Annotated in this window: 17 protein-coding genes; 7 read left to right on the plus strand and 10 right to left on the minus strand. The window is 61.5% G+C overall.

Annotated features, from left to right (window positions below; genetic code table 11):
- Window positions 1-4 precede the first annotated feature (4 nt).
- The 4 genes from OCT39_RS11645 (at window position 5) to OCT39_RS11660 (ending at window position 3,895) form a co-directional block, all read left to right on the plus strand.
- Window positions 5-1,201 carry a M20 aminoacylase family protein gene (locus OCT39_RS11645; protein ID WP_263584629.1) on the plus strand — a complete coding sequence of 399 codons (1,197 nt, stop codon included), beginning with the start codon at window positions 5-7 and terminating at the stop codon, window positions 1,199-1,201.
- A gap of 40 nt (window positions 1,202-1,241) precedes the next feature.
- Window positions 1,242-1,466 carry a DUF3311 domain-containing protein gene (locus OCT39_RS11650; protein WP_263584630.1) on the plus strand — a complete coding sequence of 75 codons (225 nt, stop codon included), beginning with the start codon at window positions 1,242-1,244 and terminating at the stop codon, window positions 1,464-1,466.
- Entirely contained in the window at window positions 1,459-2,931 is a 1,473-nt protein-coding gene (locus OCT39_RS11655) for a sodium:solute symporter family protein (RefSeq protein WP_263584631.1), read from the plus strand. The genes OCT39_RS11650 and OCT39_RS11655 overlap by 8 nt, the downstream gene beginning before the upstream one ends.
- 229 nt (window positions 2,932-3,160) lie before the next feature.
- On the plus strand, window positions 3,161-3,895 hold the full coding sequence (locus OCT39_RS11660) for an SDR family oxidoreductase (RefSeq protein WP_263584632.1): 735 nt from the start codon (window positions 3,161-3,163) through the stop codon (window positions 3,893-3,895).
- Here OCT39_RS11660 and trpA read toward each other — a convergent pair.
- Together trpA and trpB are read right to left on the minus strand one after the other, a co-directional pair.
- Window positions 3,892-4,743 carry a tryptophan synthase subunit alpha gene (gene trpA / locus OCT39_RS11665; RefSeq protein WP_263584633.1) on the minus strand — a complete coding sequence of 284 codons (852 nt, stop codon included), beginning with the start codon at window positions 4,741-4,743 and terminating at the stop codon, window positions 3,892-3,894. The two genes, OCT39_RS11660 and trpA, sit on opposite strands and share 4 nt — an antisense overlap.
- On the minus strand, window positions 4,743-5,969 hold the full coding sequence (trpB, locus tag OCT39_RS11670) for a tryptophan synthase subunit beta (protein WP_263584634.1): 1,227 nt from the start codon (window positions 5,967-5,969) through the stop codon (window positions 4,743-4,745). Before trpB ends, trpA begins: the two co-directional genes overlap by 1 nt.
- A 140-nt stretch (window positions 5,970-6,109) precedes the next feature.
- Between trpB and OCT39_RS11675 the strand changes: the two genes are divergently transcribed.
- Window positions 6,110-7,009, plus strand: a complete 900-nt coding sequence (locus tag OCT39_RS11675; RefSeq protein WP_263584635.1) for a LysR family transcriptional regulator — start codon at window positions 6,110-6,112, stop codon at window positions 7,007-7,009.
- Here OCT39_RS11675 and mmuM read toward each other — a convergent pair.
- The 5 genes from mmuM to OCT39_RS11700 form a co-directional block, all read right to left on the minus strand.
- The gene (mmuM, locus tag OCT39_RS11680; RefSeq protein WP_263584636.1) at window positions 7,001-7,960 is read right to left on the minus strand and encodes a homocysteine S-methyltransferase; all 960 of its coding nucleotides are present in this window, start codon (window positions 7,958-7,960) and stop codon (window positions 7,001-7,003) included. The two genes, OCT39_RS11675 and mmuM, sit on opposite strands and share 9 nt — an antisense overlap.
- Window positions 7,957-9,402, minus strand: a complete 1,446-nt coding sequence (locus OCT39_RS11685) for an amino acid permease (protein ID WP_263584637.1) — start codon at window positions 9,400-9,402, stop codon at window positions 7,957-7,959. The genes mmuM and OCT39_RS11685 overlap by 4 nt, the downstream gene beginning before the upstream one ends.
- Window positions 9,403-9,601: 199 nt before the next feature.
- Window positions 9,602-11,356, minus strand: a complete 1,755-nt coding sequence (locus OCT39_RS11690) for a methyl-accepting chemotaxis protein (protein WP_263584638.1) — start codon at window positions 11,354-11,356, stop codon at window positions 9,602-9,604.
- Window positions 11,357-11,571: 215 nt separating this feature from the next.
- A complete protein-coding gene (locus OCT39_RS11695; RefSeq protein ID WP_263584639.1) occupies window positions 11,572-12,201 on the minus strand; it encodes a LysE family translocator in 630 nt (209 codons plus the stop codon).
- 144 nt (window positions 12,202-12,345) lie between these two features.
- The gene (locus OCT39_RS11700; protein WP_263584640.1) at window positions 12,346-13,419 is read right to left on the minus strand and encodes a zinc-binding dehydrogenase; all 1,074 of its coding nucleotides are present in this window, start codon (window positions 13,417-13,419) and stop codon (window positions 12,346-12,348) included.
- A 174-nt stretch (window positions 13,420-13,593) separates the two neighbouring features.
- Between OCT39_RS11700 and soxR the strand changes: the two genes are divergently transcribed.
- Both soxR and OCT39_RS11710 read left to right on the plus strand, forming a co-directional pair.
- Window positions 13,594-14,037: a redox-sensitive transcriptional activator SoxR gene (soxR, locus tag OCT39_RS11705; RefSeq protein WP_263584641.1), complete on the plus strand. Its 444-nt coding sequence runs from the start codon at window positions 13,594-13,596 to the stop codon at window positions 14,035-14,037.
- A 101-nt stretch (window positions 14,038-14,138) separates the two neighbouring features.
- Window positions 14,139-15,071, plus strand: coding sequence for a glycerophosphodiester phosphodiesterase (locus OCT39_RS11710; RefSeq protein ID WP_263584642.1), 933 nt, complete (start codon window positions 14,139-14,141; stop codon window positions 15,069-15,071).
- Between the two features lie 46 nt (window positions 15,072-15,117).
- Here OCT39_RS11710 and OCT39_RS11715 read toward each other — a convergent pair whose 3' ends face one another.
- From OCT39_RS11715 to OCT39_RS11725, 3 genes are all read right to left on the minus strand, one after another.
- Entirely contained in the window at window positions 15,118-16,002 is an 885-nt protein-coding gene (locus OCT39_RS11715; protein ID WP_263584643.1) for a dihydrodipicolinate synthase family protein, read from the minus strand.
- 96 nt (window positions 16,003-16,098) lie between these two features.
- Window positions 16,099-16,953, minus strand: a complete 855-nt coding sequence (locus OCT39_RS11720) for a hypothetical protein (RefSeq protein ID WP_263584644.1) — start codon at window positions 16,951-16,953, stop codon at window positions 16,099-16,101.
- 45 nt (window positions 16,954-16,998) lie between these two features.
- On the minus strand, window positions 16,999-17,571 hold the full coding sequence (locus tag OCT39_RS11725; protein WP_263584645.1) for a hypothetical protein: 573 nt from the start codon (window positions 17,569-17,571) through the stop codon (window positions 16,999-17,001).
- Window positions 17,572-17,580: the final 9 nt, after the last annotated feature.

Genomic DNA, 17,580 nt, shown 5'->3' on the forward strand with positions numbered 1-17,580 from the left:
CATCATGACAAACTTCATTGACTCGGCATTTTTTGAAAAGCACCACCTCGAACTCACCCTCCTGCGACAAGAACTTCATCGCTACCCTGAGCTTGGTTTTCAGGAACACGAAACGGCCAAACGTATTGCTGCCGAGCTGGAGCGCCTGGGCTTGCCTTTTGAAAGGGGTATCGGAAAAACGGGCATCGTCGCAACGGTGGCGGGCGCTCAGCCCGACAATGGCCGACGGATTGGATTGCGCGCGGATATCGATGCGCTTCCCATTAAGGAGCTCAATGAGCACGAGTATGTCTCCCAGTCCCCGGGGCGTATGCATGCGTGCGGTCATGATGGACATACCACCATGCTGTTAGGCGTGGCACGTTATCTAGCCGAGCATCGCGATTTTGCCGGCACTCTTTACCTCGTTTTCCAACCCGCCGAAGAGGGCCTGGGCGGCGGTCGAGAGATGGTCAAAGAGGGCTTGTTTGATCGCTTTCCCATGCAGGCTATTTACGCCCTGCACAACTGGCCTACGCTCCCGGTGGGCCAGGTAGCCGTTCGTACGGGGGCAATTATGGCAGCCACTGACCGTCTCGATATCACCGTGCGAGGGAAAGGCGGCCACGGCGGCGTCAACCCGCATTTATCGATCGACCCAGTCCGCACGGCGGCTTCGCTGATCCAAAGCCTGCATTCGGTCGTCTCACGAGAAATCGATCCGCTCTCCCCCGCGGCGGTAAGCCTTTGCGGGCTACAGGGCGGCGATCTGGATGGTTTCGCCGTTATCCCCGATGAAGTGCGTATCAGCGGTACCGCGCGAAGCCTCGATGAGGTGACACATGGCCGGCTCGAGAACGCAGTGCGACGTATCTGTGAAGGCACCGCCGCCACTTATAACTGCGAAATCGAACTCGATTACCAGCGTATTTTTCCTGCCACCATCAACACCGCCGCGGAAGTGCTGCATGTCGAGCAGTGCGTCGTCGATACCTTGGGTGAGCCGGCGCTGATCAGAGATACCGACCCGAGTCTGGGAGGCGAAGATTTTTCCTTCATGCTTGAGAAATGCCCTGGGGCTTATTTCTTTCTAGGCACCTCGAAAGATGGCAACGACTATCCGCTTCATAATGCGCGGTATGACTTCAATGACGCCATTATCCCAACCGGCTGTCGGCTGCTGGTCAACATTGGCTTGAGCGCACTGTCAGCGTCTAACTAAACGCTTTCCTTGATTACAACCCTAAAAAAGAGGATGTCGCATGAACTATCATCCCAAGCTGCCCCCCCGCTGGACACTCATCTACTTCTCTATCTGTACCCTGGCCATGGTCTGGCCAGGCGCTTTAATCGCCAATCGAATCGAGCCGTTCGTGCTGGGTCTGCCGTTTTTTATATTCTGGTATGTGGCTTGGGTGTTTGCGCTCTTCGTGGGATTTGCGCTCGCTTACCAAAGTGACAAGACAGAGGAGACGCACGATGAGTGATCCGCTGATCATCACCGGCATTACTATTGCCTATCTGGCCATCGTTCTGACTGTCGGTCTTCGGGCACGACACAACCAGAGCTCATCGCTGGAAAGCTACGTGACCGGTGGCCGCCATATGGGCTTGCTGGTCCTCTTCTTCATTCTGGGAGCCGAGGTATTCTCCGCCTTTGCCTTTCTCGGTGGTCCCGGATGGGCCTATAGCCGAGGCGCCCCTGCTTTATACATCATTGCCTATATCACGCTCTCCGTCGTCGTATGGTGGTTCATGGCCCCCTACATATCGCGCCTTGGGCGGTCGCATGGCTACCTGACCCAGGCCGAACTACTTTCCGCCTGCTACCCGACCCGCAACAACTTTCTGGGGCTTTTCATTGGCGTCATTAGCGTACTTGCCATGATCCCTTACATGACGATCCAGATCGCTGGCGCCGGCCTGTTATTCGAGGCGGCGACCTCGGGCACCATCCCTTTCTGGCTGGGCAGTCTTCTCGCCTGCGGCGTGGTCACGGCATATGTCTACGCCAGTGGCTTGCAAGGCATCGGCTGGACCAACCTTCTGCAAGGCATCATGATGGTCGCCGTGGCGTGGTTTTTGGGGCTGGCCACCGCCGACCAGCTCTTTGGCGGGATCGGCGAGATGTTCCGCGAGCTTCAGCGCGAAGCCCCGGAATACCTGACGATGCCCGGTGCCACCGGCATGGGCTGGGGGGCGTTTTCTACCGCCATTCTGGTCAGCGCGCTGGGCTGTGTGATGTGGCCACACATCTTCATGAAGTTCTACAGCGCCAAGAGCGAGCGAACGCTGAAACGCGTTTTCGTGCTCTATCCTCTCTATAGCTACCTGCTGATACCGCTGCTGATCATCGGCTTCGCCGGGGTATTGCTGATAGACACACCGCTCGATTCCGCCGACCGCGTTTTGCTGACCATCGTGGTCGAGATCGCGGATTTCCCGGCTTGGCTGGTGGGGCTTGCCCTTTCCGGCGCATTGGCGGCGGCCATGTCGACAGCAGCCAACCTCGCGCATACCTCGGCGACCATATTGGTTCGCGACGTGGGTCAGCATCTTCCTTCACTGCGCGGCATGTCGGATCAAAAGTCACTCAAGCTGACCCGCTACGGCGTCGTGCTGCTCTCTTTTCTGGCTTACCTGCTGGCACTGGCCAATCCAGGGTCGTTGGTGAGCCTGCTGCTGGGGGCTTACGGCATCATCGTTCAACTGCTGCCGATGCTGATAGGCGCGCTTTTCTGGCGACGCGCTTCCAAGGCTGGCGCGCTTGCGGGCTTGGCGGTTGGCGCCTTCATTACCCTGCTGCTCGAATTCGGTATTGACGCGCCCTTCGGCTGGCATGCCGGGTTCTGCGGTCTGCTCGTCAATAGCATCGTATTCATTGCGGCCAGCATGGCCACGGCAAGTACCTCGCAGCACTCGCCCGCTCAAGCGTTGAGCGAGACAAGATAGCTCTACCCACCTCCCAAGGCATTCTCTAATGCCAGACACATCGCAGGCCGGTAGTGAACGCCACTACCGGCCTGCGGCTTCTACTCTCTATGATTTCATAAATTGACTTCTACAGACACGCACCCGGCTTTTGTCGATTCTTTAAAAATTGCCAGAATTTTTCAGGTCATGAAGCAGGAAATTTCCTCTAAGCTGTTTCACGATATGCTCGAACAAGAGGGGAACACACATGAACACACAGAAAGTGGCGCTGATCACTGGCGGCTCGCGCGGTATCGGCGCAAGCATTGCCCAAAAGCTCGCCAATGGCGGCTTCACGGTGATCGTCAATTACGCAAACAGCTTTGATGAAGCGGCGAAGGTGGTCGAGGAGATCGAGCGCCAGGGCGGCAGCGCCAAGGCATTTCAGGCGGATGTGGCTAACGCGGACGCGGTGCGCCAGCTCTTCGACGAGATCGAAGCGCAGTACGGCCGGCTCGACGTGCTGGTCAATAGCGCCGGGATCCTGAAGCTCGCGCCGCTCGTTGAGTGCGACGATGCGCTTATCGACGCCCACATCGATATCAATCTGAAAGGCTCTATCTACACCATGCGCGAGGCGGCCAAACGCCTGCAAAGCGGCGGGCGCATCATTAACCTTTCGACCAGCGTGGTGGGGCTCAAGCTCGAGAACTACAGCGTGTACGCGGCGACCAAAGCGGCGATGGAAACCCTGGGGGCGATTCTCTGCAAGGAGCTTCGCGGACGCGAGATCACCGTCAACAGTGTCGCCCCCGGCCCGACCGCCACGAAGCTCTTTTTCGACGGCAAGTCCGACGAGTTGATCGACAAACTCGCCAAAATGCCGCCGCTGGAACGTCTGGCCGAGCCCGAGGACATCGCAAGCGTGGTGGCGTTTCTCGCCTCGCCCGCCGGCGGCTGGATCAACGGGCAGACGCTGCGCGCCAACGGCGGCATCGTTTAACTCACGGTCTCTTCTTCGCGGCAGCGGCGAACGCTATCTGCCAGCTCGCGCGCCAGCCCATGTACGCCTTCGACGGCTTCGTCACCGGTCGTGGCGTGCTCGATGCGCTCGACCAGCGCCGAACCAACCACCACGGCATCGCTGAAGCGGCCGATAGACGCGGCTTGTTCCGGCGTCCGAATACCAAACCCTACGCCGACCGGGAGCTGCGTATGGCGTTTCAGGTCAACGACCGCGCGCTCGATACTTTCCGGCGTGGCCGCACCGACGCCGGTCACGCCGGCGACCGAGACGTAGTAGATGAACCCGGAGGCGCGCTCGAGCACCTGCGGCAGGCGCCTAGCATCGGTGGTGGGCGTGGCCAGGCGGATGAAGTCGATACCGTGGCGGGCGGCGGGCGTGCAGAGCTCGTCGTCGTGCTCCGGCGGCAGGTCCACCACGATCAGCCCGTCCACGCCGGCCTCACGCGCGTCTTCCAGAAAGCGCTCGACGCCGTAGCAGTAGATCGGGTTGTAGTAGCCCATCAGCACGATCGGCGTGTGCTGATTCTTCTCGCGAAAGCGCTTCACCATCGCCAGCGTTTTGGCCTGGGTCTGGCCCGCGTCCAGCGCGCGCAGCGCCGCTTTCTGAATCGCCGGGCCGTCGGCCATCGGGTCGCTGAAGGGCATGCCCAGCTCGATGATGTCCACGCCCGCGTCGGGCAGCCCGTCGAGCAGGCGTTGCGAGGTCTCCGGGTTCGGGTCGCCGGCAGTCAGAAAGCTTACCAGCGCCGGGCGATTCTGCGCTTTCAGCGCGGCGAAGCAGCGCTCAATACGTTGGGTGCCGACGGTCGAGTTGGCCTGGCTCATTAGAACTTGTCTCCTAGCGTGTCTTTGAGATGGTGAGCAACGCTCATCATGTCCTTGTCGCCGCGCCCGCTCAGATTGACCACCATCAGGTGATCTCGGGGTAACGTGGGCGCGCGCTTGGCGACGTCGGCCAGGGCGTGGGCGGTTTCGAGCGCCGGAATGATGCCCTCTTCGCGACAGCAGATCTGAAACGCCTCGAGCGCCTCGTCGTCGGTGGCCGAGACGTACTCGACGCGGCCCTGCTCGTGAAGCCAGGCGTGCTCGGGGCCGATGCCCGGGTAGTCGAGCCCCGCCGAGATCGAATGAGCGTCGATGATCTGGCCATCCTCGCTTTGCAGCAAGAAAGTGCGGTTGCCGTGGAGCACGCCGGGGGTGCCGCCGTTCAGGCTCGCCGCGTGCTGCCCCGTTGCCACGCCCTTGCCGCCGGCTTCGACGCCGATCATCTGCACGCTTTCATCGGCAAGGAACGGGTGGAAAAGCCCCATGGCGTTGGAACCGCCGCCGATGCAGGCGACGAGCGAATCCGGCAGGCGCCCCTCTTTCTCCTGCATCTGGCGGCGGGTTTCATGGCCAATCACCGCCTGGAAGTCGCGCACCATGGCGGGGTACGGGTGGGGGCCGGCCACGGTGCCGATGATGTAGAAGGTGTCGTCGACATTGGTCACCCAGTCGCGCAGCGCTTCGTTCATGGCGTCCTTGAGCGTGCCGGTGCCCGACGTCACGGGCACCACCTTGGCGCCTAAAAGCTTCATGCGAAACACGTTGGGCTGCTGGCGCTCGATGTCGGTGGTGCCCATGTAGATCACGCATTCGAGGCCGAAGCGCGCCGCCACCGTGGCCGTGGCCACGCCGTGCATGCCCGCGCCGGTTTCGGCAATGATGCGCTTCTTGCCCATCTGCCTGGCGAGCAGCACCTGCCCGATGCAGTTGTTGATCTTGTGCGCGCCGGTGTGATTGAGCTCTTCGCGCTTCAAGTAGATTTTCGCGCCGCCGAAGTGCTCGGTCAGCCGCTCGGCAAAATAGAGCGGGCTTGGCCGACCCACGTAGTCGGTTTGAAAGTAGGCGAGCTTGCGCTGAAACTCGGGGTCCGCCTTGGCCGCGGCGTATTCATCGCGCAGCTCGTTGATCAGCGGCATCAGCGTTTCCGCCACGAAGCGCCCGCCGAAGCGGCCGAACATACCGTTGCCATCGGGCAAGGCGGTCGAAGGAGTAAAAGGCTGGTTCATCGCGACCTCGAAGGGCTGAAAAGACGTTGCCGGCTAAGGCGTTCATTGATGTCTTTACGTTACCCGAGACGCGAGGGTCAAAAAATCGATAAGATAGCGGCTATCTGTGAGTTTTAATCAACTATCGAGAAGCCATCTTCATGCAGAATAGCCTGCCCCCGCTGAGCGCGCTGCGTGCTTTTGAGGCCACCGCGCGGCTTGGCAGCGTAAGCGGCGCCGCCGGTGAGCTCAGCGTGACCCACGGTGCGGTCAGCCGCCAGCTCAAGACGCTGGACGAACATTTTGAGACGGCGCTGTTCGCCAAATCCGGCCGGCGCCTGGTGCTGACCCCGCACGGCGAAACGCTGCAGCGCGGCCTTGGCGAGGCCTTCGCACAGCTGCGCGATAGTTGCGCATCGCTCAAGCGTGAGGTAGAGGGCGCACCCTTTACCCTGGCCTGCCCCGGCAGCCTGTTGGCGCGCTGGTTGATTCCTCGGCTCGAACCGCTGCGCCGGGCGCTGCCCGAGCTCAACCTCCAAGTGGTAGTCAGCGACACCGAACAGCCCGGCGGCCAGCAGAGCGCCAGCGCCACCCTTGCGTTTCTGGAGCCGCCCTGGCCCGTTAGCGGCGAAGTAATCGAGCTGATGGCCGAGGAGATCTGCGCGGTGGCAAGCCCGGCACTTGCCGCGCGTCTTGACGCCAATGTACCGGCGTCGCTGTTCGAACAGACGCTTCTGACGACCGCCTCACGCCCGCAGGCGTGGCCGGCCTGGGCCCACGGCCAGGGGCTCGATGAAAGCGCTCTCGACAAGGCGCTGGAACAAAGCCTGGGGTTCGACCACCTCTACTACCTGATGGAGGCCGCCGTGGCGGGGCTCGGGGTCGCGATCGCGCCCCGGCTGCTGGTGAAGGATGATCTGAAAAGCGGGCGGCTGGTCGCGCCCTGGGGAAGTATCGCCACCCCCGCCCGCCTCTGCCTGTGGCTACCCGACGAGCGCCGCACCGGCGCGGGAGAAAAGCTGGCGGCGTGGCTCGAACGGGCGCTTAAAGCATCAAATTAGCGTTTGGCGGTACTCGGCCAGCGCGGCGATATCCGAAGGCGTGGTGCGACAGCACCCGCCGATACCCGCGGCCCCGGCGGCAAGCCAGGCGGCCGCGCCCTGGACGAGGTTGGGCGGCGCGCCGTTGTGGTCGCACGCCGCCGGGTGCCAGGTTTTGGTGGCGGGTTCGTACTGCTCGCCGGAGTTGGGGTAGACCAGCACCGGCAGATCGCACGACTGTCTGATGGCCTCGATCAGCGGCGCGATATGGGCGAGTGCTGTACAGTTCACGCCGATCGCCGCCACGCCCGGGCGCCCTGCCAGGGCTCGGGCGCATTCGGCAATCGGCGTGCCGTCGCTGATGTGCGCGTCATCCTTTGCCGAGAAGGTAATCCAGGCCTGCGCGCCGGGGTGCTCGGCGAGCAGGTCGCTGATCGCCAGCGCCTCGTCAAGCGACGGCAGCGTCTCCGCCGCCAGCAGGTCCGCCCCGGCCTCCAGCAGCAGCGCAAAGCGCTCGCGGTGAAAATCGACGAGCCCGGCACGATCCAGGTCATAGCCGCCGCGGTACTCGCTGCCGTCGGCCAGGTACGCGCCATAGGGCCCCACAGAAGCTGCCACCAGCGGTTTCGGGCGCGCGCTGTCCGGCTGCCAGGCGGCGTCGCGGGCATCACACGCCAGCGTTACCGAGCGCGTAATCAGCGCGCGGGCCTTTGCCTCGGTAAGCCCTGCCTGCATGAAGCCGGGAATGGTCGCCTGGTAGCTTGCGGTGATCGCACAGTCGGCGCCGGCCTCGAAGTAAGCCTGGTGAACCTGGCGGATCTTCTCCGGCGCCTCGCTTAAGAGCCGCGCCGACCAGAGGCTATCGCCCAGATCACACCCCAACGCCTCGAGTTCGGTGGCCAGCGCCCCGTCGATCACCATGAAAGGAACGTCGCGCAGCAGGGTCTGGATGGGGTTGGCGTGCTGGCTCATGCGGGGGTCTCCTCGGCGGTGCGGGCGCGTTTGGCCGTCTGGCGGCGGTGCAGGTAGTGAATCAGATAGCAGAGTACGATGAACGGCACGCCGAAGTAGAGCGCGATGCGCTGCTGCGGATCGAAGGCAATGCCGATACAGGCGGCCAGGCAGGCGCCGAAGGCGATCAGCGGCACGAACGGGTAGCCCGGCGTGCGGTAAACCAGATCCTCGAGCTGGCCGCCTTCCCGCAGGTACTGGCGGCGAAAGTTGAACTGGCTCAGCGCGATCGCCATCCACACGATCACCACCGCAAGCCCCGAAATGGACACCAGCACCAGATACACCGACTCCGGCGCGTAAACGCTCGAGAACAGCGCCCCGAAGCCGCCGACCATGCTCAAGAGCAGCGCGTTCATGGGAATGCCGCGCTTGTTGAGCCGGCCAAGAGACTTGGGCAGCGTGCCCTGGTCCGAGAGCGTCCAGAGCATGCGCGCCGAGGCGTAGAGACCGGAGTTGGCCGCCGAGAGCAGCGCGGTGATGATCACGAAGTTCATGATGTCCGCCGCTCCCGGCACGCCGATGCGCTGGAAGACCGCGACGAACGGGCTCTGGCTGAGTCCGGCCTCGGTATGAGGCAGGAGCGCGGCGATCACCACCATGGTACCGACGAAGAACAGAATCAGCCGCCAGAGCGTGGCACGAATCGCTTTAGGGACGTTGCGCGCCGGATCCTCGGCTTCGCCGGCGGCGATGCCAATAAGCTCGGTACCGGAGAAGGCGAACATCACCGCCAGAAGCGTCATGCCGATGGTCAAAAGGCTCGGCGGCATCGCGCCCTCGCCCCACAGCGCCGAAAGCCCGGGGGAGGCCACGGTAGCGCCGGTTTCATCCTGCAGCGGCACGAAGCCGATGATCGCCGCCGCGCCGATCAACACGAAGGCGACCACCGCCAGCACCTTGATCAGCGAGAGCCAGAACTCGGATTCGGCGAAAAAACGCGAGGTGAAGGCGTTGACACCAAACACGATGACGGCGAACAGCCCGCTCCAGTACCAGCCGGGCACATCGGGAAACCAGCGGCCCATGAACACCGCCGCCGCGGTGAACTCAGAGCCCAGCGCCACCGTCCAGGTGAGCCAGTACATCCAGGCGACCATGTAGCCGGTGCCGGGGCCGATGTAGCGCGTGGCGTGGGCGCTGAATGCGCCGGAGTCCGGCATGTGCACGGCAAGCTCACCCAGGCACATCATCACAAGCCAGGCAACGATACCGCCCACCAGATACGCCAGCACCGCACCCAGCGGGCCCGCCTGCTGCACGGTGTAGCCCGAGCTCAGAAAGAGCCCCGTGCCGATCACGCCGCCAAGCGACAGCATCACCAGATGTCGCGTCTGCATGCTGCGCTTGAAGTGCGCGCCCTCTTCTCGACGCCTGGAGGGATGACGTGCCTGATCACTCATATAACGACCTTCTCGTTGGCTTATCGCATCGTTGCCGGCCCGTAAGCCGGACCTGAAAAGGAGCGCTATTCTAATTTAGAAAAAAAGAATAAAAAAACTATTTTTTAGTATTTTTTTGAATAATAGCCAACGAAACGCTAGCGCCTTACTTATGTCTTCGACCAACAAAAAAGCGCCCCGGACGGGGCGCTCGAGAAACCTAGAATGAAGTCCATTGCTCGGTATCGTGCTGACTTCCCAGAACCTGAGTCGCCTTGGGCTTGGCGATTCGCGCCGGGCTTTGAAGCGGTCGTGATGGGGTGGGCAGCGCCCCCGTTTTCAGGCCGCTCGACGCGCCCCGGAAAAACGATACCTCTTTGAGCAGCGACGCCGCCTGACGTTGAAGCGAACGGCCCGCCGCGCTGGACTCATCCACCAGGCTGGCGTTCTGCTGAGTGGCGCTATCCATCTGCGAGATAGCCGTATTGACCTGTTCGATACCCTGAGACTGCTCTCGGCTGGCCGTGGCGATCTCGGCCATCAGGGCCGAAACGCGCTGCACGCCGCCCACGATATCCTCAAGCGAACGGCCCGCGCGGTTGACCAGTTCCGAGCCGGAATCCACCTGAACGATACTGTCTTCGACCAGCGTTTTGATATCCTTGGCGGCGTTGGCGCTGCGCCCGGCCAGATTACGCACCTCGCTGGCCACGACCGCGAACCCCCGCCCTTGCTCACCGGCACGGGCGGCTTCGACCGAGGCATTGAGCGCCAGCAAGTTGGTCTGAAAAGCAATTTCATCGATCAACCCGATAATACCGGCAATTCGGCGGCTCGAGGTGTTGATCATCTCCATCGCTTCGACCGCCTGACGAGCGATCTCGCCGCCGGCATTCGCCTGCCGGCTCACGTCGCTTACCAGCTTGTCGGCCTCGGAGGCGTTCTCGGCGTTCTGGCGAACGGTGGAAGTGATTTCATCCATCGAGGCCGCCGTCTCTTCGATGCTCGCCGCCTGCTGCTGGGTACGGCTGCTCAAGTCGTCGGTACCCGCCACTATCTCATCCGCAGCGCCATTGACTGACTCTGCATTGCTACGCACCGACATTACCACCTGCGAGAACTTTATCTCCATCGTCTTCAATGCGCTCAGCATGTCGCCAAATTCATCCTTACAAGTCACGTCGATGGCATTATTGAGATTACCTTTTGCCATGTCGTTGGCGAGCTTCTGGGCCTTGCCAAGCGGCGTCATGATCCCGCGGATCAGCCATATCGCCAGCAGGATACTGATGATGATGGCCACCGCCATCACGATAATGACGAAGTTGCGTGTCCAAACGTAGTCGCGCGAGGATTGCTGATTGGCAGCAGCGGCTTGCGCGCTGTTACCGTCGGTCAACTGCTTCAGGGCCGTCAGCGCCTTGGGATAGGCTTCACGCAGCGTCGTGGTGGCAATCTGACGCGCTTGATCGAACTCGTTATCGATCATCGCCGCCATGATCGTGTCGATACCGGCACGCAGCTCGGCAAGCGAGGTAACGAACGTATTCGCGATGGCGCGCTCAGCCTCTCCAGAGACACGGCTCGGGAAGTAATCCGCCCAGGCAGCATCGATGAGGGCATCGTTGTCGGCAAGCTCTTGCTGGACGGCCAGGGCGGAGACCGGGTCACGGTCGCGCTGTTCGGCAGTTATCTTCACCCGGTTGCTGAGCAGTGCCTGATTGACCTGGCTCAGGTCGGTGAGGGTGAGCACATTGCTTTCATAGATATCGGACATGGCATTGTTGGTCTTGTTGAGGCTATGAAGACTGATTGCCCCAACCACGATCAGAACCAGCGCACACGCCGCCAAACTCACGGCAAGCCGCAGCTTGACGCTTCGATTCAGAAAAAACATAGGAGTAAGAATCTCTTGGGGACCCGGGGCGCACTGCCCTGGGTGGAAGGAAGCCAACGCGTAAACACCAGCGCCCATGGTGAGTGCGCGTTGCTGTCCGCCGCTTCGTTCACCATCCGATGATCTATCGGCGTAGCCGGCAACTAATTAAATCTTTTTGATAAAAAAATAGCCGATCTCTTACAAGCGAATGAGCCAATACATTACTGACTATTGCCGCGCTACCTGAACACTCCTTCCTGCGACCTTTTTACATGCGCCTTTTTACATGAGCTTTTTTACATCGATACGGCTTACTGGTTCGAGGCAATGAGCGTACCGCCGGCGGCCATGAATAGGCCCCCGGTCGCTCGGTTGAACCGCTGGTAGCGGCGCGGACTCTGGAACCAGCGGCTGATACTGGAGCCCAGCCCTGCGTAGGTCGACATCAGGGTGAAATCGATCACCAGCCAGGTCAACGCAAGGATGACGAACTGCTCGAGCTGCGGCTGGCTCACGTCGATGAAGTTGGGAAACAGCGCGGCGAAGAACAGCAGATCCTTGGGGTTGCTGATACCCACGGTAAAGCCGCGGCGAAAGCGCTTTTTCGCCGAGACTTTAGGCCCCGCGGCCGCTCCCGGGCTTGCCATCGGCGGGCTGGCCGTATCGCGCCAGGCCATGATGCCCAGGTAGACCAGATACGCCCCACCGACCATTTTCAGCGCGTAAAAGGCGGTTTCGGAGGTGGCCAGCACGGCGCCCAGCCCGAGCGATGAGATCGTCATCAGCACGAGCGAGGCTGCCACGCCGCCCAGCACCGTGGTGGTCGCCTGCTTGCGGCCGAACTTCAGCCCGTGGCTGGTGCATAAAAGCGCCACCGGTCCCGGGAAGATGATCAGGGCGAAAATGACGCCCATGTAGGTCAGCCACGTCAGCGTATCCACTCGATGCTCCTTTTTAATCGATGGGTCGGTCGGCAGCGATAACGGGCGCTTACGGTAACGCCCATATCGACAATACCGTATTCAAACACACTCGAATGCCCTTCGCTTGCCGGTTGCTTGAATGGATACGCCTGGCACCGCCCTTCAGGGTCGAAGTGATACGAAGTTGAGCCCGGTCGTCTTCGTGGCCGTCTCGATGGCGGCTTTCGGGTCGTCGATGCCGACCTCGACCATGCCCACCTGAGACAGATCGATCAGGCCGGCCTCGATCATGCGCCAGATCGATAGCACCGTTTCAGGCCGGTACATGCGCGAGCCGCGAATCGTCAACCGGCGGCGCAGAATCTCGCCGTAGGGCATCGGAATGTCCATGCGCACGCCGCCCATCATGACCAGGGTACCGCTGTCCCTAAGGGCGGCGAAACCGGCCAGCAGCGGGTTGGCGCTATCGGCGTCGCCCATGGTGTCGATCACGACGTGCGGGGCGCCCGCCACCGCCGTCATGGCCGAGGCGTCCTGATCGACATCGTTGGTCAAGCGAACGGGCACGACGCGCGGGTCGAGCGTGGCCAGCTTTTCGAGCGCGGCTTCGTTGCGGCCCAGCGCAATGACCCGTGAGGCGCCTTTGGCCAACGCGACCAGTACCGCCGCACCGCCCATCTGCCCGGTGGCGCCCAGAATCGCCACGATATCGCCAGGCGTCTGGCCGGACTGCTCCACGCCTTCCCCGGCAATGCCAAGCCAGGTCAGAAACGCGAGCCTCCCCGGGTCGTCGAAGTGCTCCGCTCTGGGTAGTCGTGTGACGGCTTCCTTCGGCAGCCGCGCCTTCTGCGCCATGGTGCCGTCTCGCCACTGCGTGCGCATGGCATCCACCACGTCCGATTCCAGGCCGCGCCCACCTATTTCGCCCAGCCCCATGAGGACGTCTTCCGGGTAGTCGGTATCGCCAGACTCGACCAGACAGTCGAGCGCCACGACATCGCCCACATGGACATTGAACACGTCATCCGCCTTTTCGCGCACCACGCCAACGCCGCCCGCCCCCAGCACCAACGGTACGGGCAGCGGGATGTCGGTGCTGTCGACCATGGCCATCAGGTAGGCAGGCACATGCACCGCTCGCACATCCACGATGACGGATCCGGGCAAACATATCGGGTCAGGGCGCTCGGCGCAGACGAGCGGAGCCTTCAGGGATTCCTTGTACCAGGCTTTCATCAGCCATTACTCCTCGAGGGGGAAAACATGAAATGGGGGTGGCCATGACAGCCACGGCACAAGGCTAATACCTCAACTAAAGATGAGGTCAACAGGTTTATTTTTCTCCTCGATCGCTGTATTAAAGAGAGATGTATTTTAAATGGATCAAGCAAACTCGAGGTTTGAACGTTCATGGCTACCGACCTTTCGGTGGGAGACGTCGCCAAGCGCAGCGGCGTGCGGGTATCGACGCTCCACTTCTACGAGTCCAAGGGGCTGATTCAGTCCTGGCGTACCGGCGGCAACCAGCGCCGCTATCCGCGCAGCGTGCTGCGCCGCATCGCAGTGATTCGCATCGCTCAGCGCGCCGGTATTCCGCTGGCGATGACCAAGGAGCATCTCGACTCGATTCCTTCCGATCGTCAGCTAAGCGCGGCGGACTGGCAGGCGATCACGGCGACCTGGCGCCAGGAGATCGACCGTCGCGTGGAGAGCCTGATGCAGCTTCGCAATCAGATGGATCGCTGCATCGGCTGCGGCTGCCTGTCGCTTGCCGACTGCCCGCTGCGCAACCCGGACGACCACCTGGCCGAGGAAGGCCCGGGGGCCCGGTTACTGGTTTCGTCGACTGACTAGCACGACGCTGAGCGCAGCAGGCTGTCGTTTGGAATGGCGTGAGAAACCGGGTAGGGTCATCGGTCACCCGTTCACGCTCTTCATGAAAAAAGGGAGTTGTCATGAAACGTCACGCAACGCTTGCCGTACGCTTAAGTTTTTTCGCTGTTGCCGTTACCCACACCGCCCAGGCCGATACCCCGGCACTTTCGCAGCAGCTTGAGGATCTTCAGTCGTTCCAGGTCATCGCCCATCGGGGCGCCAGCGGCCACGCGCCGGAAAGCAGCATGGCAGCACTGGAGCTCGCCCACGCCTGGGGAGCGGACTATCTGGAGCTGGACATTCAGATGACTAGCGATGGCGAGCTGGTCGCCTTTCACGACGACACGCTCGAGCGCACCAGCAACGGTGAGGGCCACATCAACGATCACACGCTGGCCGAGCTGAAGGCGCTGGATGCCGGTAGCTGGTTCAATGAGGCCCACCCGGCGCTGGCCAACCCCGCTTATGAGGGCGCCCATATCCTGACGCTGGAAGAGGTGCTCAATCGCTTCGACGAGGACGTCCGTTTTTATCTGGAAACCAAATCCCCCGAGCTCAATCCGGGCGTGGAAGAGGGGCTGGTGCGCCGGCTGGAAGCCTATGACATGATCGAGACCGGCCGAGTACTGATCCAGTCCTTCGATCAGGCGAGTCTTTTGAAGATTCACGACCTGAACCCGGACATCCCGCTGATTCAGCTGGTGTGGTACTCCCCGGCCGAGGAGAGCGAAGGCCGCTTGACGGAGTGGACAGGCGTCACCCCAGGCCCCGGCGAGATCACCGATGAGGATTTCCAGCGCGTGGCGGATTACGCCGTGGGGCTCGGCACCAACTACCTGTATGACGGCGAGCCGGTCATCAGCCAAGCGTTCGTTCAGCAGGCTCAGGAGAACGGCCTGGCGGTGCACGTCTACACGGTCAACGAGGTCGATGAAATGCAGCGGCTCATCGACTGGGGCATGAACGGCCTGTTCACCGACTACCCGGATCGGCTGATCGAGCTGACCGAGTAACACGCCTTCTCGCCCGGCCGCGGCCCAAACGCTCAAGGGCGCATCCTTAGAGCCGCTCGATGACCTGCTCTACCTGCCGGCGCGCCTCCCCCTGCAGGGTTTTGAGCGGCATCGGAAGGCTCGGGCGGCTCACGACCCCCAATACTTCGGCAACGGTGGCGGTGACGCGAAGACTTCCACCGTGCTCACGATAAAGCGCCCAAAACGGTTCGAGCTCGCTTGAAAGCGTGAGCGCCGTTTCACGATCGCCGGACCGAGCGGCGCGAATGATCGCCATCGCCCGCTCTGGAAAGAGCCCGCCGAGTACGGAGTACCACGCCTGACACCCGGCGCATAGCCCGACCGCCGCGACCGGATCGCCACTGATGCCGAGCGTGACCTCTTGCGGAATTAGCGCGCGAAGCCGTTCAATGCGCGCCCGGGCCTCTGCGATATTCCCGGCCACCGGCGGTATCTTGATCGACGCCACTTGAGGCAGTACGGCGATACGCCCATGCAGCTCATCGCTGAAGGAGAAATGCGTGGTGCCCGGGTTGTCGTAGACGCAAAGCGGTACGTCGATCGAGGCGCATACGGTCTGGTAGTGATCGAACACCTCGTCACCGGTAAGCTTCTGATAGGAGACTGGCGCCAGCAGCACACCGCTTGCGCCCGCTTTCTGAGCGTCCTCGGCCAACGCGATTACCTCGCGAGTGGCAAGCGCCCCGATACCGGCCACCACCGGCACGCCTTCGGCGTTTTCCACGGCCAGCTGAATCACGCGAGCGCGCTGCTCGCGGGTCAGATACATGTAGTTGCCGGTCGAGCCCAGCACGCCGATGGAATCCACCCGGGCGGCCGCCAGACGCTTTACCAGACCCACGAATTCGTCATCGCGAACGCCCTGCTCGCCCATGGGCGTCAAGGGGAAGGCGCTGAGGCCGGTGAACATGGGCAATATCCTCAATATGAAAAGTGGGCGCCGCGTATGTCGTCTTGAAACGCTAGCGGGGGACAGGTATCGGATACTCTATCGAACGGCAGCGCTCTACCCCTTTAGCCGCTCTTCGTGGCTTTTAACGTAATCGGGATCGATCAGTTTGCGCAGTTTCACGCACAGGATATAGACCAGCGAGCCGATGGCAAAGGCGATGGCAATGGGCACGAAGATGGCCAACAACCCGGTAAATAACCCGAGCCCGTAAGCATCGGCGAGCGGAACCGAGTAACGGATCATCAGCACCAGGCTCAATAGTATCGAAGGGCCGATGATCAACGCGTGGGCCAGAAAGTAGCGATAGAAATAGCTCCGGCCGTATCGTGTGTAGACGCCGTCGATATCGACCTTGATCTCATTTTCCTCGTCGCTTTCGAGCTTGAGCAGGATGGCCTCGCGCTTTTTCTTCAGCGCCAGCGGTGTCCCCTCAAACGTCTCAAAAGAGAGCTCAACTACGTGCGCCTCGAAGGGCTTGCCGACAAAGGGCATGAAGGTGTATTCCGTATCCAGTGGCCTGATGAATTCAAAGTCGCCAATGCTGTGGAAATACAGCGTGGTTCTGCCGTTATACGTGGCATAGGAGACTGCCTGCTGCTCCATGACGCCCTTGATCATCGTCACTCGATCCGCCGTCTTGAGCCTTCGCTTTGTCCCCTCCCGGATCATCCCCCGCGCGATATATCCCAGAAGCCCTGTCGTTGCCGCCGCGATTAAAACGCCCACGATTTGAAAGCGGATCAAAAGCCCCAGCGTGAGCACTAAAAGCGCAATGCCCATCAGCCCGAACACGGCGCCGACGATGGCCGTTACGTGAAGCCCCATACGCTTGTAAAGCGCCACCTGGTGAACGTGGAACCGCTCGTTGGGCGTCATGGCGCGCTCACCGACCACACTTTCCTTGCCCATCAACTGCTCCCTCGATAATGCGTTACCGCTGCTCGACATGCTTCGTTACCTAGAGCCGCGCTTGTCGATATCGACCTGCCCATCGATGTAGAGCGCGATGGCCTCGGGATCCTGGTACTTATCGATCCACTTGTGTTTCTTTGGGTAGGTATGAATAAAGACCACCTCGGCCTCCATCTCGCGATCTTCGTTTTTCGGAGGAACGAGGTCGACCATAAAGGGGGTTCTAAGCGATACATCGCCGACGAAGTACTCCCTCCAACCACTAGTCTGTGGGCCGCCTGTTCGGCTCACAGAGTGAAAATATCCCGTGATTCGGTGCACCTCCTCCCCCAGCACGACTTTTCGACCGATCTCTACCTTAATGATGTACCAGGCGACGATCACGCCGAACAGCGCGATGCCGAAGAACATCAGTGGTGCGCTAGAGCTCATTTTCATGACGTAGGCGTTTCCCAAAACGACCCACAGCACGCCGGCAACGGTCAGCAGCATTAGTAGGCCGATCAAAATATTCAGGCGCGCTCGCCAGCGTCGAAGCTCGATCACTTGTTCGGCGTAGGCGCGTTCACGGGGCGTCATGGCTCTTGTATCAGCGGTATCCACGTTGCGTGTCATGGCTCTCTC

This window comes from Halomonas sp. GD1P12 (assembly GCF_025725645.1).
Lineage (GTDB): Bacteria > Pseudomonadota > Gammaproteobacteria > Pseudomonadales > Halomonadaceae > Vreelandella.